General features: G+C 70.8%; 19 protein-coding genes. 8 read left to right on the top strand and 11 right to left on the bottom strand.

Annotation, left to right across the window (positions count from 1 at the left end):
• Positions 1-814: 814 nt before the first annotated feature.
• Genes RIB45_RS06330 through RIB45_RS06320 form a run of 3 tightly spaced genes read left to right on the top strand, consistent with a single transcriptional unit; the run spans position 815 to position 4262 of the window.
• The gene (locus tag RIB45_RS06330) at positions 815-1627 is read left to right on the top strand and encodes an enoyl-CoA hydratase/isomerase family protein (protein ID WP_350049388.1); all 813 of its coding nucleotides are present in this window, start codon (positions 815-817) and stop codon (positions 1625-1627) included.
• Positions 1624-3078, top strand: a complete 1455-nt coding sequence (locus tag RIB45_RS06325) for a class I adenylate-forming enzyme family protein (RefSeq protein WP_350049387.1) — start codon at positions 1624-1626, stop codon at positions 3076-3078. Before RIB45_RS06330 ends, RIB45_RS06325 begins: the two co-directional genes overlap by 4 nt.
• Positions 3075-4262, top strand: a complete 1188-nt coding sequence (locus tag RIB45_RS06320) for an MFS transporter (protein WP_350049386.1) — start codon at positions 3075-3077, stop codon at positions 4260-4262. Before RIB45_RS06325 ends, RIB45_RS06320 begins: the two co-directional genes overlap by 4 nt.
• Positions 4263-4268: 6 nt before the next feature.
• Here RIB45_RS06320 and RIB45_RS06315 read toward each other — a convergent pair whose 3' ends face one another.
• Genes RIB45_RS06315 through RIB45_RS06305 form a run of 3 tightly spaced genes read right to left on the bottom strand, consistent with a single transcriptional unit; the run spans position 4269 to position 7638 of the window.
• Entirely contained in the window at positions 4269-5042 is a 774-nt protein-coding gene (locus RIB45_RS06315; RefSeq protein ID WP_350049385.1) for a pyrroline-5-carboxylate reductase dimerization domain-containing protein, read from the bottom strand.
• A complete protein-coding gene (locus RIB45_RS06310; protein WP_350049384.1) occupies positions 5039-6829 on the bottom strand; it encodes a hypothetical protein in 1791 nt (596 codons plus the stop codon). The genes RIB45_RS06315 and RIB45_RS06310 overlap by 4 nt, the downstream gene beginning before the upstream one ends.
• Positions 6826-7638: a phytanoyl-CoA dioxygenase family protein gene (locus RIB45_RS06305; RefSeq protein ID WP_350049383.1), complete on the bottom strand. Its 813-nt coding sequence runs from the start codon at positions 7636-7638 to the stop codon at positions 6826-6828. Before RIB45_RS06305 ends, RIB45_RS06310 begins: the two co-directional genes overlap by 4 nt.
• A gap of 270 nt (positions 7639-7908) precedes the next feature.
• Here RIB45_RS06305 and RIB45_RS06300 point away from each other — a divergent pair, with 270 nt between their 5' ends.
• From RIB45_RS06300 to RIB45_RS06290, 3 genes are read left to right on the top strand one after another with little or no spacing between them, the layout of a single operon-like run.
• Positions 7909-8781: an MBL fold metallo-hydrolase gene (locus RIB45_RS06300; protein ID WP_350049382.1), complete on the top strand. Its 873-nt coding sequence runs from the start codon at positions 7909-7911 to the stop codon at positions 8779-8781.
• 17 nt (positions 8782-8798) lie between these two features.
• Positions 8799-10487: a bifunctional protein tyrosine phosphatase family protein/NAD(P)/FAD-dependent oxidoreductase gene (locus RIB45_RS06295; protein WP_350049381.1), complete on the top strand. Its 1689-nt coding sequence runs from the start codon at positions 8799-8801 to the stop codon at positions 10485-10487.
• 33 nt (positions 10488-10520) lie between these two features.
• Entirely contained in the window at positions 10521-12242 is a 1722-nt protein-coding gene (locus RIB45_RS06290) for a SulP family inorganic anion transporter (protein ID WP_350049380.1), read from the top strand.
• A gap of 25 nt (positions 12243-12267) precedes the next feature.
• Here RIB45_RS06290 and RIB45_RS06285 read toward each other — a convergent pair whose 3' ends face one another.
• Positions 12268-13035 (bottom strand): GntR family transcriptional regulator, encoded by a 768-nt coding sequence (locus RIB45_RS06285; protein WP_350049379.1) that lies wholly within the window; start codon positions 13033-13035, stop codon positions 12268-12270.
• A 104-nt stretch (positions 13036-13139) separates the two neighbouring features.
• Between RIB45_RS06285 and RIB45_RS06280 the strand changes: the two genes are divergently transcribed.
• Positions 13140-14075 (top strand): ferritin family protein, encoded by a 936-nt coding sequence (locus RIB45_RS06280; protein WP_350049378.1) that lies wholly within the window; start codon positions 13140-13142, stop codon positions 14073-14075.
• A 192-nt stretch (positions 14076-14267) separates the two neighbouring features.
• Here the strand turns inward: RIB45_RS06280 and RIB45_RS06275 are convergent, their stop codons facing one another.
• From RIB45_RS06275 to RIB45_RS06245, 7 genes are all read right to left on the bottom strand, one after another.
• Positions 14268-14654, bottom strand: a complete 387-nt coding sequence (locus RIB45_RS06275; RefSeq protein ID WP_350049377.1) for a RidA family protein — start codon at positions 14652-14654, stop codon at positions 14268-14270.
• A 23-nt stretch (positions 14655-14677) separates the two neighbouring features.
• On the bottom strand, positions 14678-15844 hold the full coding sequence (locus RIB45_RS06270) for an iron-containing alcohol dehydrogenase family protein (protein ID WP_350049376.1): 1167 nt from the start codon (positions 15842-15844) through the stop codon (positions 14678-14680).
• A gap of 105 nt (positions 15845-15949) precedes the next feature.
• Positions 15950-16216, bottom strand: a complete 267-nt coding sequence (locus RIB45_RS06265) for a hypothetical protein (protein ID WP_350049375.1) — start codon at positions 16214-16216, stop codon at positions 15950-15952.
• A gap of 90 nt (positions 16217-16306) precedes the next feature.
• Positions 16307-17323 carry a TRAP transporter substrate-binding protein gene (locus RIB45_RS06260; RefSeq protein WP_350049374.1) on the bottom strand — a complete coding sequence of 339 codons (1017 nt, stop codon included), beginning with the start codon at positions 17321-17323 and terminating at the stop codon, positions 16307-16309.
• Positions 17324-17386: 63 nt separating this feature from the next.
• Positions 17387-19294 (bottom strand): TRAP transporter large permease, encoded by a 1908-nt coding sequence (locus RIB45_RS06255; protein ID WP_350049373.1) that lies wholly within the window; start codon positions 19292-19294, stop codon positions 17387-17389.
• Complete coding sequence (locus RIB45_RS06250) at positions 19278-21095, bottom strand: gamma-glutamyltransferase family protein (protein WP_350049372.1); 1818 nt, start codon at positions 21093-21095, stop codon at positions 19278-19280. Before RIB45_RS06250 ends, RIB45_RS06255 begins: the two co-directional genes overlap by 17 nt.
• A gap of 141 nt (positions 21096-21236) precedes the next feature.
• Positions 21237-22004, bottom strand: a complete 768-nt coding sequence (locus tag RIB45_RS06245; protein WP_350049371.1) for a FadR/GntR family transcriptional regulator — start codon at positions 22002-22004, stop codon at positions 21237-21239.
• A gap of 158 nt (positions 22005-22162) precedes the next feature.
• On the opposite strand from RIB45_RS06245, the gene RIB45_RS06240 reads away from it, so the two are divergent.
• Positions 22163-25840, top strand: a complete 3678-nt coding sequence (locus RIB45_RS06240; protein ID WP_350049370.1) for a DUF748 domain-containing protein — start codon at positions 22163-22165, stop codon at positions 25838-25840.
• Positions 25841-25893 lie beyond the last annotated feature (53 nt).

The following is a 25893-nucleotide window of genomic DNA, read 5'->3' as shown; positions in this document are numbered from 1 at the left end:
CCCGGAAGTCCATCAGATCCGCCGCGACCGGCCCGCCAAGCGGCGCGCCCTCCGAAGCCGAGCCGACGCCGGCCGCCGAAACGCCCGCCTGCGCGGGCTCCACCGTCTGGGTCTTTCGCCAAAACATCTCCGCGCCCCTTTTCGTTTGGGATTGTGACCGCGGTCGGGAGGGAAATAACCGCTCCCCCGCGTAAAAAATCAGGCTAACTAAGAAAGGTTTTTACAGAATGAGAATTAAAAATAAGTAAAAAATTAGCGTAATAAAATCTCAATGAAGTTTATTCTTTATGTCTAACGGTCTATGCGGGGCGTAATCTAAATAACTAGGCCTAAAGTACACTATTAATTATTATCCCAAGAAAATAATTCAGGCGCTCTTGGACGGCGGTAAGGCGGCTCGGGGAGAAACGGCCGTCCGCGGGACCTGTCGCCCCTCTTCCGGCGGAGCCGCTCCGTCAGATCGTCGCGCCTCGCGAAGACGGGCGCGACGATACGCTCCGGCGAGCGGCGACCGCCTGTCGGGCGGCCTGCGCGCCGGTCGGGCTGCGACGGGAGAGCCGGCCTCCGACCCACGCTCAGGCGAGGACGCGCGTCGTCCATGCTGCAATCCGGCCGGTCCTGAACGCTCCGCTGGGAAAAAATGTCTTTCCGCCGGGATGAAGCCGCCCGCCGAAGAGGCGCTGTTTTCGGGCTCTGGTGCGGCGGTGCGGGAGCGCGCAGAGCCTGAGCGCGGGGGCTCGCCGCGCAGGCGCGATTGTCCCCCGCCCCGCCGATCGGCTATGCCGGTCGGGGCGGGAGCAGCGGGAGAGGCGCGATGGCTTACGAGACGGTGACGCTGGAGCGCGAGGGCGCGCTCGGCCTGTTGACCTTGAACCGGCCCGGCCGGCTGAACGCGCTCAGCAAACAGATGCTGGAGGAGATCGAGGCCGCCTGCGCGGCGGTCGAGGCGGACGAGGCGATCCGCGCCCTGGTCGTCGCCGGGGCCGGCGAGGCCTTTTCGGCCGGCTTCGATCTGCAGGATCAGGCCGCCGACACGCCGCAGGGGCGGGAGGCGTGGGCCCCGGTCCTGCGCCGCGACTTCGAGGGCGTGATGCGCTTCTGGCGGCTTTCGAAACCGACGGTGGCTGCGGTCGAGGGGCCGGCGCTGGCGGGCGGCTGCGAGATGGCGATCGCCTGCGACATCACGGTCGCCGGCGCGGACGCGATCTTCGGCGAGCCGGAGGTGAAGTTCGGCGCCGGCGTCGTCGTCATGCTGCTGCCCTGGCTGGTCGGCCCGAAGAAGGCGAAGGAGATCGCCTTTCTCGGCCTCGACCGGATCGGGGCCGACGAGGCGCGTGAGATCGGTCTGATCAACCGCGTGGTCCCCGCCGGCGCGGCCTTGGCCGAGGCCAAGGAGATCGCGCGGCGGATTGCGGTCGTCGACCCGATGGTGATGCGTCGCACCAAGCAGCAGATCAACGAGAGCCTGAGCGTCGCCGGCTTCGACGAGGCGCTTGAGCGCGCGCTGGCGATCGACCTTGAGCTCGAGGGCGAGGGCAGCGACGACAAGCGCGCCTTCCTGGAGGCGCTGCGCGCGGGCGGGCTGCGCGCCGCGCTCGCCTGGCGCGATCGGCGCTTCGAGCGGTGAGCGAGGCGGCTCCGGACCTGCTCGCCCGGATCATGGGCGCGCGCGGCGGCGGCGTCGTCGACGCGCTGGGCGCGCTGACGATGGACGAGTTGCAGGACGCCGCCGCGGCGGGCGCGCGGGCGCTGGCCGAGGCCGGCGCGCGCCCGGCGGAGCCGGTGCTGGTCCCGATTCGCGGGCGAGGCGAGGATCTGGCCGCGCTGCTGGCGACGCTGGGCGCCGGCGCGGTCGCGGTTCCGGTGCATGAGGGCGCGCACGCCGACACGCTCTCTCAGATCGCTGCGACGACCGGCGCCCGCCTGACCCTGGGTCCGGGGCGGCGCGACGCGCGCGTCCCGCTGCAGGTGACGTCTTCGGGCGGCGCCGCGCCGCCGGATCGCCCGATGCTCGACGGCGCGGCGGCGGTCCTCTTCACCTCGGGCTCCACCGGCGCGCCGAAGGGGGTGGTGATCGGGCGGGATCGGTTCTCGGCCAAGCTGTCGGCGCTGGACGCGGCGCTTCGGCCGCCCCGCGATCCGGCCGTCGATCCGGATGGGGCGCCGGTGACGATCCTGCCCTTGCAGCTGGTCTTCATCTTCGGCCAATGGGTCGCGTTTCTGACGTTGATGCGGGGCGGGACGCTTCATCTGGCCGACGGCTTCGACGCCGCGGCGATCGCGCGACGGCTGGCCGAGGATCGGGTCGATTATCTGGCCGCGGTGCCGACCATGCTGCGCCGTCTGTTGGCGGAGCGCGGCGGCGATCGTCCGGTCGACATCCTGACCGGCGGCGAAGCGGTCAGCGGCCCGTTGATCAAGAGCCTGCTCGACCACTGGCCGGCCGCGCGCGTCCACAGCCTTTACGGCCTGACGGAGACCGGCTCCTGCGACCTGTTTCGGCGCGACGACGCGCGCGATCCGACGGCCGCGGCGCGGGACGGGCTGGGCCGGCCGGGGGCGGGCGTCGCCGTGCGGACCGACCCGGCGACGGGCGAGCTTCAGATCCGAACCCCCTACGCCATGCTCGGCTATCTTGACCGGCCGGAGCTGACGGCCGAGACGCTGGCCGACGGCTGGGTGCGCACCGGCGACGCGGCCGAGATCGCCGAGGACGGGTCAGTGCGGCTCACCGGCCGGCTGAAGGAGCTGATCAATCGGGCCGGCAACAAGATCTCGCCCTTGGAGATCGAAAGCCTGTTCACAACCCATCCCGCGGTCTCGCTCGCGCTCTGCGCCGGGCTCCCGGACGCGCGGTTGGGCGAGGCGATCCATCTGCTGATCGTGCCCAAGGCGGGCGGGGACATTTCGGCGGACGCGCTGTTGCGCTGGGCCGAGGGGCGGATCGAGCGATTCAAGCGTCCGGATCATATCCATTTTGCGACGGAGGTTCCGCTCGGCCGCACCGGCAAGGCGGATCGCGCGGCTCTGGCCCGGTTGATCCGGGACGGGGCGCTCGGCGCGGAGCGGCGGCCGTGAGCGCGCCCGGCCGCACGGCGAGCCTCGCGCTGTTGTTGGTCGCCGAAATCGGGGCGATGTCGCTCTGGTTCGTCTCCGCCGCCATCCTGCCGGAGCTGACCGCGGAGGCGGCGCTCGCCCCCTGGCGCGCGGCCCTGCTGTCCAGCGCGGTGCAGATCGGCTTCGTCGCCGGGGCGCTGACGCTGGCGGTGCACGGGACGGCCGACCGCTACGATCCGCGCCGGGTGTTCGCCTTGTCGGCCGCGTTGGCCGGGGCGGCGACGGTTCTGTTTGTGATCGCGCCGATCGGCGGCTGGGCGCAGGTCGGCCTGCGCGCCGCAACCGGCTTCTGCCTCGCCGGGGTCTATCCGGTGGGCATGAAGATCGCGGTCGGCTGGACCGTGCGTCGGCGCGGGCTCGTCGTCGGGCTGCTGGTGGCGGCGCTGACCCTGGGATCGGCCGCGCCGCACGGGCTCGCGCTGATCGGCGGGCCGGACTGGCGGGTGACGGCGGGGATCGCCGCGAGCCTGTCGCTCTTCTCCGCGGCGCTGATCCTGCTGTCGCGGCTTGGGCCGCATCACGCCACGGCGCCGCGTTTCGATCCGGCTGCGCTGAAGCTCGCCTGGCGGATCCGCGGGGTGCGCCTCGCGATCGCCGGATATCTTTGCCATATGTGGGAGCTTTACGCCTATTGGGCCTGGATCGCGGTCGCGCTGGCCGCCTCCTTCCAGGCGGCCGGCGCGGAGGACCCGTTGACGCTGGCCCGCCTCGGCGCCTTCGCGGCGATCGCGCTCGGCGGGCTCGCCTGCGCCCCGGCGGGGGCGTTGGCGGATCGCTTCGGCAAGGCGCGGATCGCCGGCGTCTGTCTGGCGGTCGGGGCGCTTTCCGCCGGCGCCTGCGCCGCCAGCTTCGGCGGGCCGCCGGCGCTGACGCTGACCCTCGCCATCCTGTGGGGGATCTTCGTCATCCCGGACAGCGCGCAGTTCTCGGCCCTCGTCGCCGACGCCGCCCCGGCGGAGCGGGCGGGCAGCCTGATGACCTTCCAGACCGCGCTGGGATTCCTGCTGACGGCGGGCACGATCCAGGCCGCGCCGATGGCCGCCGCCGCCTTCGGCTGGCCGGTCACGCTGGCGCTGTTCGGCCTGGGCCCGCTGTTGGGCGTGGAGGCGATGCGCCGGCTGCACGCCTTGCGCCGGCTCGGATAGGCCGGACTACGCGCCGCCGCCCAGCCGGCGCGCGCGCGCCAAGCTGGCGTCGAGCGCCTCCGCCCAGCGCGGCAGGGCGCCGGTCGCCTGCAGCACCTCCAGTCCGGCCTCGGTGATGCCGCCTTCGGTCATCAGATCGTCGAGCAGCTGTTGCGGGCGCTTCTGCGGGGCCTCCAGGATCGCCGCCGCCGCCGCCTCCGCCATGCGCGCGGCGAGCGCCCGGGCGTCCCCCGCCGCCAGCCCGTTCGCCGCCGCCCAGTCCGCCGCCTCGCCGATATAGGCGTAGGTCAGCGCGTAGAAGGCGCCGAAGACGCCCGCCGTCTCGAAGGCCGTCTCGCTCTCGATCGGATGCGCGCTGCCCAGCCGCGCGAGCGCCGCCTCCACCGTCGCATTCTGCGGATGGAAGGGGGTCGGGCTGCGCGCGATCCGGCTGGCGGCGATCGGCATGGCGCGGAAGGCCGTCGCCGGCGCGACCGCCGCCGCGACGGTCTCAAGCCGGATTCCGGCGGCGATCGAGACCGCGCATTGACCGGCGCGCCATGGCAGCCCCGCGGCGACGGCGGCGATGTCGGCCGGCCGGGTCGCCAGGAACACCAGATCGGCGCCCGCCACGACGCCCGCATTGTCCGGCGCCAGCGTGACGCATGCGTGCCGGTCCGCCAGCCGCGCGGCGCGGTCCGGGTTGCGCGGGGACAACAGCGTCGGCGTCCCGCTCAGCGCCAGGCCTTCGACCAGGCATTCGCCGAGATAGCCGACGCCGAGGATTCCGAGCGTCGTCATGAGGCGTCCTCCCTCTGGCGTTTGGCCGCCGCGATGGCGGCGAGCGGCCGATAGAGATCCTCGATCGAACGGCAGACGACCGCGCCTTCGCCGGTCAGCTCGTCCGAGACGTCCACCGGCAGGCCGCTGTTGCTGTCGAGCGGGATCTGATTGAGCTTGCCGCCGACGAAGACCGGCGCGTCGATCCCGCGCGCGGCGAGTTCCGCCTTCAGGCGCTGCAGATAGTCGAGCGCGACGCCGTTATAGGTGCTGAGCAGCACTGCGTCCGCGCCGCGCGCCGCGTCCGCCAGGGCGTCGGGGTCGGCGCTGACCCCGCCGTCGACGAGCGTCGCGTCGAGCGCGCCGAGCGTCTCGTCCAACAGCCGTTTGCCGTATTCGTGAACGTCCGTCGTCGCTGTGACGAGGCGCAGGCCGGCGGCGCGAATGGTCGCCTGCGCTTCGGGGTCGAGCGCGCAGAGCGCCGCGGCCGCACGGTCCGAAATCTCCGCCAGCACGGGCGAGGGGGCGATCGGCCGGCGGCCGTTCGGCCCGGCCGGATCGGCGGCGCCGGGGCCGTACAGCGCCTCCAAGCGCTTAGCGCCGACGCGCCGCAGGGCGAGCAGCAAATGCAGCGGGTCGGCGATATCGACGCCGGCCTCCTCAAGGCCGGCGAGCGCCGCGCGCTTGAAGCGGGTCCCGCCCTCGATCAGCCGATCGGCCAGCGCGTCGGCCGGCCCCGGATCGACCAACGCCTCCGCGCCCGCCAGCCGCGCCGCCAGCTTGGCGCAGAAGACCTGGACGGCGACGACCTCGTCGACGTCGGGGATGCGCTCGGCTTCCGTCAGCGGCACGGGATGGACGGCGTGGCCGGTGGGGGCGAGGCGTTGGGCCTGGATGTCGACCGACAGATAGGCGGCCAAGGCCGCATAATTGCCGGCCGCGTCGGCGCCGAAGCCGGTCGTATTGCCGTAGACCATCGTGCCCGGCGCGCCGCCGGTCTTCGCCAAGGCGCGCTGGAAGGCGAAGCGGCCGACCGGCTCCGAGAAGGTGTGGCCGTAGCAATGGCTTATCCGGCCGCCCAACAGACCCTCAACGATATAGCGCTCCAACAACACCGCGCCCGAGGCGCAGGCCAGATCGGAGAAGCGCGCCGCGAAGCCGTCGTCGAGGTTGGAGTGGATCAGGACCGGAACCGGCTGCGCCGCCGCCAGCGCGATCGCCGCGACGGTGGCGCGGGTCGTGGCGACGTCGTCGCGCCACCCCGGCATCTCGAAGGTGAAATATTGCCCCAGATTGCCGATCGCGGTCGATCCGGCCTGCAGGGCCGCGGCCGTATTCTCGAGCGCCGCCGGCGTGCCGATGACGAAATCGCCGAAATGGGCGGCGACGGGGGCGGCGTTGGCGATCTCCGCGAACTGCTCAGGGTCCTCCAGGATCAGGCCGGTGCCGCGCGGGCGGCCTTTGCGCTCAGCGCGCGGATAGCCCATCGACCAGTCGAGGCAGATCCCATAACGGTCGACCCGGCCGCCGGCCTCGGCCGTGCGGGCGTGGATCGTGCGCGCCGCCTCGACGCTGCGCGCCAGGCTGCGATAGCCGATCTGCGCGTGCTGCATGATCCGGTCGGCGGCGGCCTCGCGCTCCTTGAACGCGGCTTCGCTGGGCGCGCCGACGGCCGACAGGAAGGCGCTCTCGCCGACGCGTACGGCGCGCGCGGCGGCGCGGCCTTCCTCGACCGCCTCGCGGCCCGGCGGGGGCGCGCCGTCGGGGAAGATCGCGTCGATCGTGAGAGCCGCCACGCGCGCGCTCACCGTCCGATGGTGAAATCGTTGCCGGCCCGGTCCCGCCCGCTCACCAGATAGAGCGGGCGTTCGCCGTAGCCCTGGGCCGGATGGCGCTTGCCGATCTCGGCGCCCAGCGCGTGGTCGTAGCGGCTGGTCGCCGGCATCAGGCGCACGATGAAGGCGGGTCGCGCCTTGTCCGTGCGGTTCGGCTTGGAGCCGTGGATCATGTAGACGTCGTGGAACGATACCTGGCCCGCGCGCAGCAGCAGCGGCTCCGCCGTCGTCTCGTCGTACTGATCGGGATCGCAGACCAGATTGATCGTCTTGTCGTCCCCTTCGACCCAGGAGTGGCGGTAGAGTTTGTGCGGCTTGTGGGAGCCGGGGATGAAGCGCATCGGCCCGTTCTCTTGCGTCACGTCCTCCAGCGGAATCCAGATCGTGAGCACCTCCAGCGGCCGGATCGGGTAATATTCCCCGTCCTGGTGCCAGGGGGTCTCCTTGCCCTTGCGCGCCGGTTTGCCGAACAGCGTCGTGCCCCAGAGGATGATGTCGTCGCCGATCAGCTGGCGGGCGATGTCGATCAGGCCGGGATGGGTCGCGAACTCGAACCATTTCTCGGAGCCGACGATCCCCATGGACCCGCCGTCGGTCTGATGCGGGGCGAGCACGATGTCCGGCGCCACGCCCGGATTTTTCTCAAGAAAGCGCGCGTATTCTCGGCGCATCTCCGCAATCACGTCCTGCGGCAGCTCCCAGCGCGGGACGACCCAGCCCTTCTCGCGGTAGCGCTCCAGCTCCGCCTCGCTCAAGGCGGTATCGGCCATCCTCTCGCTCATCCCGCGTCCTCCTCCTGCACGCCCGGACGCAAAGCCTAGCCCCGGCCGACGCCGGCTGGCAAATCCGCGATATCACCGGGCCCTTTCTATTTCCTCTGCTTGATTGGCGAGGGACGGGGGACGGCTTTTTGCGATCCCCTGGTTAGAGAGCTGGTTCAGCCGGGCGCCGCCCCACAGTGACAATGTCACAGATCGACGCCCCGCCTCGGGGTTAGTTTCAAGAGAAACGATTCACGATACGCGACGATTCGAGCCCGAGGAGAAACGCCGATGACGACGACCGCCGCCCCGGCCGTGAAGACCTTCTTCGACGAGGACACCTTCACCGCCACCCATGTTGTCTGGGATCCCGCAACCAAGCGTGCAGCCGTGATCGATTCCGTGAAGGACTACGATCCGAAGTCCGGCCGCACCGATACGAAATCCGCCGACGCGCTGATCGCCTTCGTGGAGGGCGAGGGCCTCGGCGTCGATTGGATCCTGGAGACCCACGTCCACGCCGACCATCTGACGGCCGCGCCGTATCTGAAGGAAAAGCTGGGCGGAAAAATCGCGCTCGGCGCGCGGATCGACGTGGTGCAGGGCGTCTTCAAGAAGGTCTTCAACGCCGAGGAGAGCTTCGCCACCGACGGCCGGCAGTTCGATCGGCTGTTCGAGGACGGCGAGACCTTCGCGATCGGCGAGCTGACCGCCGAGGTGATCCATACGCCGGGTCATACGCCGGCCTGCGTGACCTACGTGGTCGGCGACGCGGCCTTCGTCGGCGATACGCTGTTCATGCCGGATTTCGGCACGGCGCGTTGCGACTTCCCCGGCGGCGACGCGCGCCAGCTCTTCCGGTCGATCCAGAAGATCCTGGCGCTGCCGCCGCAGACGCGGCTCTTCCTGTGCCACGACTACGCCCCGGGCGGTCGCGACTACGTCTGGGAGACCACCGTCGCGGACCAGAAGGCCTCGAACAAGCACGTCCATGACGGGGTGAGCGAGGACGCGTTCGTCGAGATGCGCACGGCGCGGGACAAGGAGCTGTCGATGCCGGTCCTGATCCTGCCGTCGGTCCAGGTCAACATGCGCGCGGGCGAGCTGCCGCCGCCGGAAGACAACGGCGTGCGGTATCTGAAGATCCCGCTCGACGCGCTGTGAGAGGGGGGAAGGGCGTCATGGACATCAAGGAAATCACCGACGAGATCGCGGTCTCGGGCCAGATCGCGCCGGGCGACGTGAAGTCGCTGGCCGAGGCCGGCTACAAGACGATCATCTGCAATCGGCCCGACGGCGAGGGCGGCGACCAGCCGGCCTTCGACGAAATCCGCCAGGCGGCCGAGGCCGCCGGCCTCGCGGCCCATTACCTGCCGGTCGTCAGCGGCAAGGTGACGGACGCGGACGCCGCCGCCTTCGCCGACATTCTGAAAAGCGCGCAAAAGCCGATCTTCGCCTTCTGCCGCTCCGGCGCGCGCTCGACGACGCTATGGTCGCTGGCCGAGGCGCAGACCGAGGCGCGGCCCGTCGCCGACATCCTGGCCAAGACCAAGGCCGCCGGCTACGACATGGGCGGCGTGGCGCGCCGCCTCGCCAACAAGGGGCGCACGCCGGCCGAGACGCCGGACCGCAGCTTCGAGGTGGTGATCGTCGGCGCCGGCGCGGCCGGCATTTCGGTCGCCGCCTCGCTGCTCGAGCGCGATCCGACGCTCGACGTCGCGATCATCGACCCGGCCGACATCCACTATTATCAGCCGGGCTGGACGCTGGTCGGCGGCGGCGTGTTCGAGGCGGACGAGACCGTGCGCACCCTGTCCTCCGTGCTGCCGAGCCAGGTGCATTGGATCAAGGCCGCCGTCGCCGCCTTCGAACCGGAGAAGAACGCCGTCATTCTCGACGGCTGCCGGGTCGTCGGCTACAAGCGCCTCGTCGTCTGCCCGGGCTTGAAGCTCGATTGGGGCAAGATCGAGGGGCTGACGGAGACGCTCGGCCGCAACGGCGTCACCTCCAACTACCGCTTCGACCTTGCGCCCTACACCTGGGAGCTGGTCCGCGGGATGAAGGAGGGTCGGGCCCTTTTCACCCAGCCGCCGATGCCGATCAAATGCGCCGGCGCGCCGCAAAAGGCGCTCTATCTCTCGGCCGATCACTGGCGTCGCGCGGGCGTGCTCGACAAGATCGACATCGAGTTCCTGAACGCCGGCGCGGTGCTGTTCGGCGTGAAGGAGTACGTGCCGGCGCTGATGGAGTACGTAAAGAAGTACCGCGCGCAGCTCAGCTTCCAGCACAATCTGGAGGCGATCGACGGGCCGGCGAAGAAGGCTTGGTTCCGCAAGACCGACGCCGACGGGAACAGCGAGACCGTCGAGCGCGCCTTCGACATGATCCACGTCTGCCCGCCGCAATGCGCGCCCGACTTCATCCGCGCGAGCGCGCTGGCCGATCAGGCGGGCTGGGTCGACGTCGATCAGAACACGCTGCGCCACAAGCGCTATGAGAACGTCTGGTCGCTGGGCGACGTGATGAACGCCCCCAACGCCAAGACCGCCGCGGCTGCGCGCAAGCAGGCGCCGATCGTGGCGCAGAACGTGATGGCCGACATGGGCAAGGGGGCCGGGGTCGCGCATTATGACGGCTACGGCTCCTGCCCGCTGACGGTGGAGCGGGGCCGAATCGTGCTGGCCGAATTCGGCTATGGCGGCAAGTTGCTGCCGAGCTTCCCCAGCTGGATCGTCGACGGCAAGAAGCCGAGCCGCCTCGCCTGGATCCTGAAGGAGAAGATCCTGCCGCCGGTCTATTGGAAGGCGATGCTGCGCGGGCGCGAATGGCTGGTGAAGCCGGTCGCAGCCAAGCCTGAGAAGGTGGTGTGAGCCGACGTCGCTCCCGCCGGATGAGGGCTCCTGATGATGCTTGAACGCGCGCTGCCCTGTATCGGGTGGCTCAAGACCTACGACCGCGCGCGCCTGCAGGGCGACGGGCTGGCGGCGGTGATCGTCACGATCATGTTGATTCCGCAGAGCCTGGCCTACGCCCTGCTGGCCGGCCTGCCGCCGGCAGCGGGGCTGTACGCCAGCATGCTCCCGCTCGTCGGCTATGCGCTGTTCGGCTCGTCGGGCGCGCTGGCGGTCGGGCCGGTGGCGGTCGTCTCGCTGATGACGGCGGCGGCGGTCGGCCAGGTGGCGGCGCAGGGGACGGCGGATTATATGAGCGCCGCGCTGGCGCTGGCCCTGCTGTCGGGGCTGATCCTGATCGCGCTCGGCCTGTTGCGCCTCGGCTTCTTGGCGAGCCTGCTGAGCCATCCGGTGATCGCCGGCTTCATCACGGCCTCCGGGATCCTGATCGCCGCCAGTCAGCTGAAGCATATCTTGGGCGTCGACGCTTCCGGCCATAACCTGATCGATCTGGGGCGCAGCCTCGTCCCCGCGCTCGACCAAACGAATGGACCCACCGTCCTGATCGGCGTCGGGGCGACGGCCTTTCTGTTCTGGGTGCGCGGCCGGCTGAAGCCGCTCTTGCGCCGGCTCGGGCTGGGTCCGCGGCTCGCCGACAGCCTGGCCAAGGCGGGGCCTGTCGCGGCCGTCCTGGCCACCATTCTGATCACCGACCTGTTGCAATTGGACGCCGCCGGCGTCGCCGTCGTCGGCGCGATCCCAAAGGGAATCCCGCCGCTGACCGCCCCGCCGGTCGATCTCGATCTGTGGCTTGAGCTGCTGCCGGCGGCGGTGCTGATCTCGGTCATCGGCTTCGTCGAGTCGGTCTCGGTCGCCCAGACGCTCGCCGCCAAACGACGCGAGCGCATCCAGCCCAACCGCGAATTGCTCGGCCTGGGCGCGGCCAACATCGCCGCCGGCGTCGGCGGCGGCTATCCGGTGACGGGGGGCTTCGCGCGCTCCGTCGTCAATTTCGACGCGGGCGCGCGCACGCCGATGGCCGGCGTCTTCACCGCCGGCGGCATCGCGCTGGCGGCGCTGTTCCTGACCCCGTTGTTCCACCAGCTGCCGAAGGCGACCTTGGCGGCGACGATCGTGGTGGCGGTGCTCTCGCTCGTCGACCTGAAAGGCCTCAAGCGCACCTGGATCTATTCGAAGGCGGATTTCGCGGCCTCGGCGGCGACGATCCTGCTGACGCTGGGGGTCGGGGTGGAGGCGGGGGTGGTCGCGGGCGTCGCGCTGTCGATCCTGCTGTTCCTCGCGCGCTCGACCCGCCCGCACATGGCCGTCGTCGGCCGCGTGCCGGGGACGGAGCACTATCGCAACATCCTGCGCCATCCGGTGGAGACCGAGCCTTCGATCCTGAGCGTGCGCGTCGACGAGAGCCTCTACTTCGCCAACGCCCGCTATCTGGAGGATCGGCTCTACGACATGGCGGTGGCGGACCGCCGCGTGCGCCACGTGATCCTGATGTGCTCGGCCGTCAACGACGTCGACGCCAGCGCGCTGGAAAGCCTGGAGGCGCTGGCCGATCGGCTGAAAGACGCCGGCGTCGCCTTCCACCTGTCGGAGGTGAAAGGGCCGGTGATGGACAAGCTCAAGCGCTCCGATTTCCTCAATCATCTGACCGGCCGGGTCTTCCTCAGCCAGCATGAGGCGGTCGCGGCGCTCGGCGACCGCGACGCCGCCGTCTAGCCCGGCCGATCGGCCGGCGGCGCCCCTACCGCCCGGCGGCGTCGGGCGCGTGCAGATCGATCGCCACTTCGCAGGCCAGCAGATCGCTGCGGTGGACGGTCCGTCCGATCATCAAGGCGCGACCTTGCCCGTCGCGATAGACGAGCGCGCGGGTCAGCACCGGGACGTCGCGGCCGATCATCAGCAAGGCGGCCGTCTGGCCGTCCGGGTGATGGGCGGAGAGCCGCCATTCCCCGCGTGCGACCGGGGCGACGGCGCGCAGCCGGTCGATGATCGAGCCGGCGGCGGTCGTCTCGTCGAAGCCGGCGCGGCGCGACAACTCGGCGGCCAGCAGCCGGTGATCCAGCGCCGCCGGCGCGCCGCCGATTCGGCGCAGACGGCGGATTTCGACGAGCGGGGTCTGCGGCGGCAGGTCCAGCGAGCCGGCTTCGGCCGCCTCGGCCGGGCGCTCGCGCACCGCCAGAACCTCTGTCTCGACGGTGCGTCCCGCGGCGCGGTGCTGTTGGTCGATGTCCAACGCCGGCGTCAGGCGCTCGACCGAGACCGCTTCATCCGTCACCACGGTTCCCGCGCCGCGACGGCGCGCCAGAAGGCCCTGCTCGACCAGCCCGTGGAGCGCCTGACGCACGGTCATCTTTGAGACGCCGAAGCGCTCGGCCAACTGCGCCTCAGGCGGAAACCGCCGGTCGTCGACAGGCCAATCCAGAATCTCGCGCAGCAGGCGCTGGCGGATCTGCAGGAACAGCGGCAGGTCCGAGGCGCGATCCAAATCCTCCGTCGCGGCGTTTTGCATGATTTTCCTCGACCAATTACTCTACTAGACTATACTATTGCGCCATCGGCGCCGGCAAGTCGCCGCGACGCCGGAGCGGGACTGATCAACGGGAGATTTCGGCCATGGACGCCTCGATGCTGGAAGAGACGGTGCAGAACCCCAACCCCTATCCGGTGGTGGCGGAGAAGCAGTATGACGACATCTGGCAGCTCTGCCAGCAGGCCCGCGACCTGGCGTGGGATGCGGCGCGCGACGTCGACTGGGCGGCGCTGAAGACGGAAGTCGCCGAATTGCCTCAGGAAGTCCGCGAGGCCGGCGCCGAATGGTGGTCGCTGCGCGCATGGATGGAGCACGGCGCGACCCCCTACGGCTGCGAGCGTCTGCGTCAGGCGATCTACGAGCACCTGCCTTTCGAGATCAAACAGCACGTCGCGAATTTCATCATGGAGGAGTTGCGCCATCACGAGGCCAGCTTCCGGATCGCCGACTGCCTGGGCGGCTATCAGCCGAAGCCGAAGAGCGATTATTTCCAGATGATCATCCCGCGCTTCCATGTCGAGAAAGAGGAGCGCGAGATGTCCTTTTACGCCGGCATGGCGGTCAACACCCTGTTCGAGCAGCTCTCGGGCGAACTCTTGACCGCGCGCTACAAGAACGCGCGTTACGGCCAGATCCGCAAGGCGTGCGAATTGATCCTGCGCGACGAGGCGCGTCACGTTCAGTTCGGCCGCATCCTGATGCGCCGCTTCTTCGAGCAGTTGAGTGCGGAGGAGAAGGAGATGCTGGGCGCCAAGTTCGCGAAGAAGCTGCGCGGCAGCCTGCTGAACGGCGTCTATGCGGTGGTCAATCTGCCCGCCGACGAGCGCAAGCGCGCCGCCCGGGCCCGGTCCCTCGCCGCCGACTACGGCCTGGGCGCGACCCATCCGGACGAGGAGGTGGACATCATCGTCAAGGCGCTCAAGCAAATCCGCGCCGACGTCGCGCCCTACGACGTCCCGATCCCGGTGATCGAGGAGATCGAGGGCGACGGCCGGAAGAGCGTGCTGGCGGCGGAGTGATGTCGTCGCCGTGCGGCGAACCGGCCATCGTCGCGCCGCCGATCCCCGCGGCGAAAGCGCGGGGCGACGCCTGAGGCGGCGCGCCTTAGCGCCCGCCGGCCGGGTGACGACGGGTCTCAGGCGTCGGCCTTCGCGCCCCCGGGCCCCGGGCTATGAGCGGCCGGCCGGCGCCGCCTTCGTCCCAAGCGCGCCTCACGGCTTCATCGCGACCACGTCCACTTCGACCTTCAACTCCGGCTTCACCAGGCCTGAGACGTAGACCAGCGTCGAGGCCGGGCGGCAGTCGCCGAGCCAGCGGCTGCGCACCGCGCCGAACGCCGGCAGGTCGTCGGGGCTCAGCAGATAGGCGTTCACCTTCACGACGTCTTCGATCCCCATGTCCGCGGCCTTCAGGATCGCCGCCAGATTGCGCCAGATCAGCTCGCTCTGGGCGCCGACGTCGTCCGGGACGGTCCCGTCGGGCTCGACGCCCACTTGGCCGGCGACGTGCAGAGTGCGGCCGCCGCCCTCGCTGAGCGCGGCGTGCGAGTAGGCGCCCAGCGGCGCGGCGACGTCGGTCGGATTGAAGAAACGGGGCATGGGTCGTCCTCCCGGGTTGGCGATCAGAGATTGAGGTGCGGCGGCCCGCCATGCGTGGGCGAGCGCATATGCTCCAAGATGACGCGGATCTGGGCCTGGTCTGCAGGGCGCGGGTTCATCTTGATCTGCCCCGACTTCGAGGCTCCTTCGGCGACCCGGTCGAGCGCGTCCGCGCCGCGGACCTCCTCGTCCAGGCCGACGTCCAGCCCGACCGCGTGCCGCAGGCGCGACAGGCCGTGCGCCGCGCTCTCGCCGCCGAAGATCTCGCGCAGCACCGCGCCCTTCGTCGCCAACGCCGGATCGTTGAAGGCCATCGTCCAAGGCAGCGCCAGGGCGTTCGCGAAACCGTGCGGCGTGTGGTGCAACGCGCCCAGCGCGCCGGCGATGGCGTGGGCGAGACCCAGATTCGCGCTGTTGAAGGCGATCCCCGCCTGCATCGAGCCGATCAGGCACAGGCCGCGCGCCTCAAGATCGTCCGGCGTGCGAACCGCGCGCTCGAGCCCGGCCGCCAGATGGCGCATGCCGGCTTCGGCGAAGGGGTCCGTCATCACGCTCGCGGCGTTGGAGGTGTAGGCCTCCACCGCATGAGTGACGGCGTCGTAGCCGGCCGAGGCCGTCACCCGGGCCGGCGCCGTGACCCCGAGAGCGGGGTCCAGGATCGCCAGCCGCGCGGCCATGTTGGGATTGCGCAGCACCATCTTGTAGTCCGTGCCGGCCTTGGCGACGATCGCGGATTCCGAGACCTCGCTGCCCGTGCCGGCGGTGGTCGGCGCGCAGACGAAGAGCGAGGGGTGCGGCGCCATCGGCCGACCCATCGGCCCCACGATATCCTCAATCGGGCCGGGGTTGCTGACCAGCATGCGGGCCGCCTTGGCCGTATCCATGGCCGAGCCGCCGCCGATCGCGACGACCAAATCGGCTCCGGCCGCCGTCAGCGCGTCGGCGGCGGCGCCGACCGTGTCGGTGTCGGGTTCATGCTGCGGGACGCTGTGGAAGACGGGGGCGAGGTCCTTGAGCAAGGCGGCGACGCGCTCTTCCAACGGGCCGCCCATGAAGAAGGCGTCCAGCAGCACCAAGGCCTTCGACGCGCCGGCCGCCGCCGCCTCGTCGGTCAATCGGTCGAGCGCGTCGACGGCGTAGATCACGCGATGGGTCGAGTGCATGAAGGTGAAGGGGGCGGGAGCGGTCATCGAAGGCGGGTCCTTTTTTGGGCGGTCGTCTCAGGCGTCAGGCGATCGAGCGGCGCGTCGCCGCGGCCGCTCGGAGAGCCTGACCTCCGCGCGTCCGGCACGGCGTCACGGAACCCGCGCGCCGCGCTCGACGTCGTCGATCAGCTGCAGCACCACCGGCATCGGCCGGCAGTCGCGCAGCATATCCAGGGCGGCCGCCTTGTGCGCCGGGTCGCGGGTCAGCGTCTCGGCCGTCAGGTCCGGGTAGCCCTGCCGGTTCAGCGCCTCGACCACCATGGTCATGATCTCATGGCGCATCGGGCCGTCGCGCACCCGCTCCTCTTCCGGGAAGTCGCCGCCCTGCAGGGGCGAGGCGTCGTGGTCATGTTGCATCGAAACCGCTCCGAACGGGCGTTCGCGAAAAAGGGCGGGACGGGGCCGAAGCCCCGTCCCAAGGGAGCGCGTCGGGAAGAGAGGCGATCCTCACTCGACCGCGGCGATCGCGCGCACGCGCTCGATCCCGCCGACATTCGGCGCGTAGCTCTCCCAGAACGGGGCCATCGCCTCCTGCCAGACGGCGGTGTCGACCTCGACGACCGCGGCGCCGTTCTCGACCGCGGCGGCGAGCGAGGCCTCCTGCTCGGCCGCGGCCAGCTCGTTGAAATAGGGAATCGCCTCGTCGGCGGCGGCCTGGAAGGCGGCCTGATGCTCGGCGCTCATGCTCTCCCACTGCGATTGGCTCATATACATAACGCCGAGCGCGTAGATGTGCGCCGTCCGCGAAAAGAAGGGCACGACCTCGTTCAGCTTCAGCGCGTGATAGCCGGACATGGTCATGTCCATATAGTCGACGACCCCGGTCTCCAGCGCGTTGTAGGCCTCGGTGATCGGCACCGGCGTGGGATTGGCGCCGAGCGAACGCCAAAGCTCGATGTGAAGCGGGCTCTGCAGCACGCGCATCTTCTTGCCGTCGACGTCCGCCGGCGTGCGGATCGCCTCCTTGGCGATGACGTGGCGCGCGCCGTAGGTGATGAAGCCGAAGACCTTGAAGCCGGCGTCGGCGTAGAGCTGCTTGAACTCGTCGCCAATCGGGCCGGCCATCACCTTGTCGATGTGCGCCTGATCGCGGAACATGAAGGGCATGTCGAAGACCGCGCCGTCCGGGACCCATGTGGTCAGGTTGGCGACCGTGGACAGCGCCCCGTGGATCGAGCCGAGGCGGATGCCCTCCGTCGTCTCCTTTTCGCCGCCGAGCGCGCCGTCCGTGACGACGTTGAAGTCGTAGGCGTCGGGGATTTTCTCCGCCACCAGCTCGGCGAAGCGGTACCAGATCTTCGACTGCGGCTTCTCCGGTCCATAAATGACCGAAACGGTGAAGGTCTCCTGCGCGGCCGCCGGCGCGGCCGACCCGAACGCCCCCAGCGCCGCCGGGGCCGCCAGCGCCGCCCCCAGCATCACCGCGGCCGTGCGGCGCGCGATCCATTTCCCAAACGTGGTCATGTCCAAGCCTCCTGTTGCATTGTTGTTAGTCCGGGTCCTGCATCTGTTGTTGTTGGTTCACTTTCAGGAAATCAGCCAGCCGAGACCCAGCGAGACGGCGGGCGTATAGGTGATGACGAGAAGCGCGGCGATCAGCGTCGCCAGCAGCGGGATCATGGCGCGGAAGACCTCATGCACCGGCGTGCGGGAAATCGACCCGGTGATGAAGGCCAGCATGCCCACCGGCGGGGTCAGCCCGCCCAGCATCAGATTGACCACGATGACGACGCCGAAATGGACCGGGTCCACTCCCGCCTCGATCATCAGCGGCATCAAAAGCGGCGTCAGAATCAGGATCGCGGCCCCGATATCCAGGAACATGCCGAATAGCAACATCACCAGATTAGCGATCAAGAGAAGCACGATCGGGGTCTCGGCGATCCCGGCCATCGTCGCGATGATCGCCTGCGGCGCGCCTTGACTCACCAACACGAAGGCGAAGGGCGCCGCCGCCCCGATCAGCAGCCCGACGAGCGCGGCCTCGACCGCCGCTTCGCGCAGGCTCTCCCACAGGCCGCGTCCGGTATAGGCGCGGTAGACGACCAGCCCGAGGATGAGCGCGTAGACGACCGCCAGCACGCCGGCCTCCGTCGGCGTGACCACGCCGAAGCGAATGCCGCCGATGATGAAGACCGCGAGCCCCAGGACCGGCAGCGCGCCGAGCGCCGCGCGCCCGCGCTCGCCCCCGCTCGCCCGGTCGACCGCCGCGCCGTAGCCGCGCCGGCGCGCGATGACGTAGAGGCAGAGCATCAAGCTCGCGCCCATCAACAGGCCCGGACCGACGCCCGCCAGCCACAGATCGCCGACCGACAGGTTGCTCGCCGCCGCCAGGATCAGAAGCGCGATCGACGGCGGGATGACGTTGGGCAGGGTGGCCGACGCCGCGGTCACCGCGCAGGCGAAGGGGGCGGCGTAGCCGCGCCGGACCATCTGCGGGACCAGCAGCTTCGTGCCCAGCGCGGCCTCCGAGTAGCTGGAGCCGGAAATGCCGGCGTAAAGTCCGCTGGAGACCACATTGACTTGCGCCAGCCCGCCGCGGAAATGCCCGACCAGCGTGAAGGCGAAATCCATCAGCCGGCGGGTCAGCCCGCCCGCGTTCATCAACGCGCCGGCGGCGATGAAGAAGGGGATCGCCAGCAGCAGGAACTTCGACGAGCCGTTGACCATCGTCTGGACCACGGCCGCCGGCGGCAGCACGCCGCCCGCCTCGTTGGCGACGAACGCCGAGAAGATCATGGCGAAGGCGACCGGCGCGCCCAGGGCCATCGCGATCAGGAAGGCCGCGGCCATGACCGCGGTCGGATCCAACCCCTTGAGCGCGCCGACGCCCGGTCCTTCCTGCATCACCCAGTAGAGCGCGAAGGCGAGCGCGATCGCCGCCGGCTGACGCCAGACCTGGGTTCCTTCCTCAAGCCCCCGCAACGCCAAGAAGACCAGGCCCGCCGCGCAGCTGGCCGGCACGGCGGCGAACTTGACCCAGACCGGGGCCTGCAGCGCGTGATTGACGCCGCCCAGGACCTCCATCAGGAACGCGCCGCCGAACAGCAACATGATCGTGGCGTAGGCGACCACCACGTCCCCCAGCAGGCCCGCCGCGCTGCGGCCCTTTGGCGGCAGCCGGTCGACCAGCAGATTGATCGACAGATGGCGGCGCGAGCGGTGGGCGAGCGGCACAGCCAGGAAGATCATGGCGATGAACAGCCATTGCGCCGCCTCGGACGCCCAGGTCATCGAATTGTTGAAGACGTAGCGCGCCACGACGTTGGCGAAGACGATCGCGATCAGCGCCGCCAGCGCCAGCGCGGCCGCGCCGCCGACCAGCTGGTCCAGACGATGAAGGACGACGCGCGCCGCCCCCTGCGCGCGCCCGCCGGCGCCCTGCGGCGCGCCGGCCGGCGTCTCAAGCGTGACGTCGTTATCGGCCGACGGCATAGCCGAGCCCTCCGCGCGGGCTGGCGGCGGCCTTCAGCCGGCCGTCCGCGCTGCGTTCGATCGCCGTCAACCGGCCTTCCGACCAGTCGCCGCCCGCCTCCACCGCATGGCCGCGGGCGCTCAGATCAGCGATCGCCTCCTCCGAAAAACGGCCCTCGACGACAAGGCGGCCGGGCGCGGCCGCCCGCGGATAGAAGCTGTTGGGGTGATGCTCGGAGTGAAAGCTCGGCGCCTCGATCGCTTCCTGCAGCCCCATCTTGTGCACCAGCCGGCGGATCAGAAAGATCGCCTGCCATTGATCTTGCTGATCGCCGCCCGGCGTTCCGCAGCTGAGCGTCGGCCGCCCCTCGCCGTCGAGGCCGAGGGTCGGCGACAGCGTCGTGCGCGGGCGCCGGCGCGGGCCGAGGCCCGACGGCGAGGCCGGGTCGGGCCACATCATCTGCGCGCGCGTGCCGAGCGGAAAGCCGAGCGTCGGGATCGCCGGGGAGGATTGCAGCCAGCCGCCCGACGGCGTGGCCGAGACCATGTTGCCGTCGCCGTCGGTGACGTCGATATGGCAGGTGTCGCCGACGGCGCGGCTGCGATAGGCCGGGTGCGCGAAGGCCGGCGAGGTGGTCGGCTCGCCCCCGCCGTAGGCGGCGAGAAGGCCGGACTCCCGACGGCGCGCGGCCGCGGCCGCGTAATCGATCGGCGCGCCGGCGCCGTCGATCTCGCCCGGTCGCCAGCTGTTGTCCGCCTGATCGCCGATCAACGCGGCCCGGCTGACGGCGTAGTCGTCCGAGAGCAGCCGGTCGATCGGCGCGGCCAGCGGCCCGTCGACGCCGTAGAACGTCTCGCGGTCGGCGAAGGCGAGCTTCAGCGCTTCCGCGACGCGATGGACGAAGGGCGCGCCCAGCGGGTCCAGGGCCGCCATTTCCTCGGCCGGCAGCAGCGCCAGCGTCTGAAGCAGCACCGGACCCTGGGTCCACGGTCCGCATTTGTGCAGCGTCAGACCGGCGTAGCGCCGCGCGATCGTCGGCTCTTCCGGCGCGCGCCACCCGGCGAGGTCGGCGCCCGTCAACAGCGCCTGATGGACCCGGCCGCTGACGTCCATCGCTTCGGCGGTGCGACAAAATCGGTCGACCGCCTCCGCCACGAACCCGTCGGACCAAGCCCGCCGCGCCGCCTCGATTTGGACGAGCCGTCCCGCGCCGGCCGATTCCGCCTCCGCCAGCAGACGGCGGTAGGTCGCCGCCAGGGTGGGATTCGCGAGCAGGCCGCCGATCGCCGGCGCTTCGCCGCGCACGAGATAGAGGGCGGCGGAATCCGGCCAGTACCGCAGGAAGATCGGCTGCGCGGCCGCCAACGTGTCGTGCAGGCGCCGATCGACCGGCACGCCCCGGTCGGCGTAGGCGATCGCGGGGGCCAGCACCTCGGCGAGGGTCATCCGTCCGCGCTCCGCCAAGAGACGCATCCAGGCGTCGAAGGCGCCGGGAACGACAGCCGGCAGGAGGCCGGCGCCCGGCGGCGCGTCCAGGCCGAGCGTCTGCAGCCGCTCGGCGGTCAACGCCGCCGGCGTCGGACCCTGGCCGCACAGGCTGACGGTGCGGGCGTCTTCGGCGGCGTGGTAGATCAGCGCCAGATCGCCGCCGGGCCCGTTCAAGTGCGGACATAGCGCCTGCAGCGCCAGCCCGCCCGCGACGGCCGCGTCGAAGGCGTTGCCGCCGCGCTCCAGCACGCCCATCGCCACGGCGCTGGCCGTGCTGTGGCTGCTGGCGGCGGCGCCGAACCAGCCGTCGATCTCCGGACGGGTCACCTGCATCGACTGCGACGCCCCCAATTTATACCAATAAGTGATATTAGTATATTTTGTTATAGACCAATTATGCCGGAGGGCGGACGCGCTGTCAAAGTGGATGCGCGCGGCCGCTCGCGGCCGCGCGCGACGGCGTCCGCGGCGGGCTCATATCAGCAGCAGATTGCGCCGGACATTGTGGAGGTGCTCGACGATCGCGGCCTCCGCGGCTTCCGCGTCGCGCGCGCTCAGCGCGGCCACGATCCGCTCATGATCGTCCTGATAGACGCGGCGGCGGCTCTCGTCCAGGCCGCGTCGGCGCAGCGCGCTCCACGCCGGGCCCTGCCGGGCCTGATGGATGCCGTCGACGATTTGGATCAGGTACTTGTTTTTCGAGGCCGCGGCGAGCGCGCGGTGCAGCCGATTGTCCCACAGCTCGAACTCGGCCATCGACGAGGCCTCGGCGCCGGCGCGCACCAGGGTTTGAAGCCCTTCCAGCTCATGTTCGGTCGCGCGGCCGACGATCAGGCGGGCCAACACCGGCTCGATCAGCAGGCGCGCCTCCATCACCTCCTCCGGATTGACGCTCTTGGCGTCGCGGACGGGATCGGGCGGCCCGAAGCGGTCCAAGGGACCGTGACCCGGGGAGGCGTGAGCGACCGCGGCGTCGATCAGAGCGGCCCCGGACGCCGGCTCCAGGCGCTTCAGATAGGTGCCGCTGCCGGGGCGCCGTTCGATCCATCCGGCGCCCTCCAACTCCTCCAGCACCCGGCGCACCGTGCCTCGGCTGATGCGGTAGCGCTCGGCCAACGCGCGCTCGGTCGGCAGTTTGCTCCCGGGCGGCAGGCGGCCGTCGCGAAACTGCGCCTCAAGATCCTGCTTGGCCTCGGTGCGGCCGGCGCGGTTGTGGCGGCGCGGGGCGAGACGATCGGTCATCGGATGGGCGGCTCCGCACAGAGGGTGTGAATAGACCGCATTGGTCCTTTTCAACTATTGGCCCCTTTCTGCGCCAGAGGTCAAGTCTTGAACCGTCTGCGTTAGCCGCCATGCTCTAAAGCGGAAGCGCGAGACGAACGGAAGCGGGCGAGAAGCGGATGACGGACGAAGACACCCCCGAACGGACGCAAGGCTTCGGCAGCGCGGGGGGCGGCGATGAAGAGGGCGGCGCACGGGCCGCGACATCTCAGGGCGGACCCGGCGGCCGGCGCCGGCCGCGCCTGCGCCGGCGCTGGAAAATCGCTATCGGCGCGGCGCTGGGCCTTGGCGCGGCGGCGCTGTTGATCTTCGTCGCGCCGACCCACGCCGCGCGCTGGGTTCTGGCCAACGAGTTGGAGGCGCTGGGGCTGGAAGCGAGCGGCGTCGAAACCGTCGAGATCGATCTCTGGAATCGCGAAATCTGGTTCGGTCCGCTGGCGATCGGCCCCCCCGGCGAAGAGCCGGCGCGGGTTGAACGTTTCGGCCTCACCGTCTCGATAGCCGAGCTGTTCGAACGCCGCGGCCTGGGCGAACGGGCGACCATCGAGGGCGTGGTCCTCGACATCCGCCGTGCGGCGGACGGCCGCATCCTGCTGAACGGCGTCGATCTGGTGGCGCTCGCCGCAGGCGGCTCGGGCGACGCGACGCCGGCCGAGGAGAGCGGCGAGGCCGGGCCGGGCTGGGGCGCCGGCCTCGGCGACTTCACGCTGGCCGACAGCCGCGTGCGCTTCACCGACCGGACCGGCGGCGAGGCGGTGTTGGAGATCGAGCGTCTGGCGTTGGAGGATTTCCGCACCTGGGCGCCGCAGACGCCCGGGTCTTTTTCGCTGGATGCGACGCTGAACGACATGGGCGTCGCGGTCGACGGGACGGCCAAACCCTTCGCCGACCGCATCGAGATCGCCGCGCGCACCGAGCTCTCCGCCGTCGCGATCGAGAAGGTGACGCGCTATACCGGCTCGCTGGGGCTTAGCCGCGGCGAAGGGGAGATGCGCGCCGCACTCGACCACGACCTGGCGATCGAGGACGACGGGGCGATCACGCTTGCGACCGACGGCGAGGCGACGCTGGACGGCCTGGCGATCGGCCTGCCGGACGGGCCGGAGATCGCCTTCCAGCGCGTTTCGGTCAATATCGAGACGGACAAGCGTTTTGCGCCCGGCGGCGGCGTCTCCGTCGCCGGCGCCCTCAGCGTCGAGGGTGCGGCCGCGGATTTGAGCCTCGACGCGGATCGGCGGGTGCAACTGGCCGAGGCGCGGCTCGCACTCTCAGACATGGATCTGGCGGTAGACGGCGCCGGCGTCGTGCGCGGCGGGCTCGCGCTGTCGCTCGGCTCCGAGGGGGGCGCGCTCGATCTGGCGGCGCGGCGCGTCACGCTGTCGAAGGCCGCCCTCGACGGCGCGCTGTCCGAGGCCCGGATCGCGCCGGACGGCGGCCTCAATCTGGCGCTCACGCTGGACCTCGCGCTCGATGGTTTCGGCGCCGACGGGCCGGAGGCCGGCGCGGCCGACCGGCTGACGCTCTCGCTCGCCCAAGGGCGCGTCGAGCGCGACGCCGGCGACGGCGCGCTCGCAGCCGGCGGCGATCTGACGCTGTCGCTGGAGGCGCCTGAGTTGCAGCTCGACGGTCTCGCCGGCGCGCTCGCCGCTCTCGATTTGACCCTCGCGGGGGCGGCGTTGACCCGAGCGCAGGGGGCGACGACCCTCGACGGCGCGCTCGATTTGACGCTGTCTGCGCCGCGCCTCGATCTGGCCGCGACGCAGGACGCCCCCGCGCTCGCCGTACGGGCCGAGCGCCTCGCCGTCGCGCTCGACGCGCTCTCCCTGCAGGCGCCGGACGGCGGCGCGCCGACTTGGTCGATCGACGGCGGGACGACCGCGGACGCGCTCGCCGTCGATCTCGCCCCCGGCGCGGTCGCAGGCGCGCCGGCCGCCCGCTCGGCGCAAACCGACCGGCTCGCGCTGGAGGGGCTTGCGCTTCGGGACGATCTGACCGGCCGCCTCGACGGGCTGACGCTGGAGGCGCTGACGCTCGCCAATCGGCGCGGGACGGCGGCGCGTGCGACGCTCGAGCGGCTGCAGCTGTCCGGCGCGACGCGCACGCTCGGCAGCGCCGGGGCGTCCGCCCGCCTTCAGGCGGCGGCGTTGGAGGGGCTCTTTCTGTCGGTTCGGGCCGATCCGACGGCGGAGGGGGCGCTTCAGGCCCTGCGGCTCGGCGAGGCGACGCTGAGCGAGCCGGACGAGGGGCCGCGACGCCTGCGCGTCGAGACCGCGGAGCTTGAAGGCGCGCGCGGCGCCGTTGCGGACGGCGAGGCGTTGGAGGCCGCGTTCGATCGGCTGGATCTCGCAGCTCTTGATCTGTCGGCCGAGCCGCAATTTGCGCTGGGCGAAGGAACGCTGGCGGGTTTCAGCGGGTCGCTCGACCTCGGCCGGCTCGCCGGGTCGGGGCGGACGACGCAGACCGCCGACGGCGCGGCGGCCGCCGAGACCGCCGAGACCGCCGAGACCGCCGAGACGCCGGCCGCGGAGAACGCGGCGGCCAGCGAGGCGGCGGCGCCCCTCACCGCGCCCGCGCCGATCCGGGTCGGTGCGTTCTCGCTGGCCGATCCGGCGCGCCTTTCGGTCGAGGACACGCGGCTCAATCCGCCGGTCTCGCTGCAGGCGACGGTGGAGCGTCTGAGCCTCGCCGATTTCGACAGCGAATCGCGCGAGGCGGAGCCGGCGATCGATCTCGCCGCGACCCTCAACGAGTTCACGACGATCGCGCTGTCCGGCTGGGCGCAGCCGTTCGGCCCGGCGCCGCGCTTTGAGGTCAGCGGGAAAATCGACCAGCTGCAGCTGCCGACCTTCTCCCCCTATGCGGCGAAGCATCTGGGGGTCAATCTTGAAACCGGTCGACTGAACGCCAGCGCCGAAGGCGGCACGGAGCAATCCGTGATGGCCGTGCAAACCAAGCTGCGCCTGGAGAATCTCGGCTTCAGCCCGCTCAGCGAAGAGGATCGCCAGCGTCTGTCGGCGGCGGCCGGCATGCCGGTGGAGACCGCGGTCGGGCTGCTTGAGGATCGCGACGGCGTGATCGCGCTGGAGATTCCGATCCGCGGCGATTTGGCCAATCCGCAGTTCGAGCTCGACCAGGTGATCGGCAAGGCGGTGGCCAACGCCGTGGTCGGAACCATCACCACCACGATCAAGGTGCTGTTCCCGCCGGCCCTGCTGATCTCGGCGGTCGATGCGGCGGCGTCGGCGGCGAGCGGGATCGACTTCGCGCCGGCGCCGTTCGAGGCCGGCGGAACAGAGCTGACCGAGCTGGCGACAACCCTGCTCACCTCGGTCGGCGATCTGCTGAAGCGCCGACCGAAGCTGACGATTACGCTGTGCGGCCGCGCGACGGGCGCGGACCGTCAGGCGGTCCTGGCGCCGGACGTCCAGGCGACCGTCGCGCAGCGTGAAAGCCGTTTCGAGACCGCGATGGCGGCCTGGCGGCGCGACGCCGAGGAGTTCATCGAAGCGGGAATCGTCTCCGAGACGGGCGAGCTTCTGGTCGAAACCGAGCCTGAGGATCTGCCGACGCCGCCGGCGCGGCCGACCCTCGACCCCGCCGCCGTAGAGGCCGAGTTGGCCGCGGAGCGCGCGGACGCCCTGCGCGCGCGCCTGACCGATCTGGCGGCGCAACGCACCCGCGTCGCGCGCCGCGACCTGGCCGAGCGCCAGCAGGTCGAAACGGCGCAGGTGGCCGAGTGCCGACCGGTCTACGATCCCGACGACGACGGCCCGCCGCGAGTCGCTATCGAGTTGTAGTCGCCCATAGAATGCGTCTGTCGCCCGGCGCGCCGGCGGGGTACCTTACTATC

It is taken from the genome of Marivibrio sp. (assembly GCF_040218065.1).
Lineage (GTDB): Bacteria > Pseudomonadota > Alphaproteobacteria > UBA8366 > Aestuariispiraceae > Marivibrio.
This window is presented reverse-complemented; position numbering and strand designations above follow the sequence as displayed.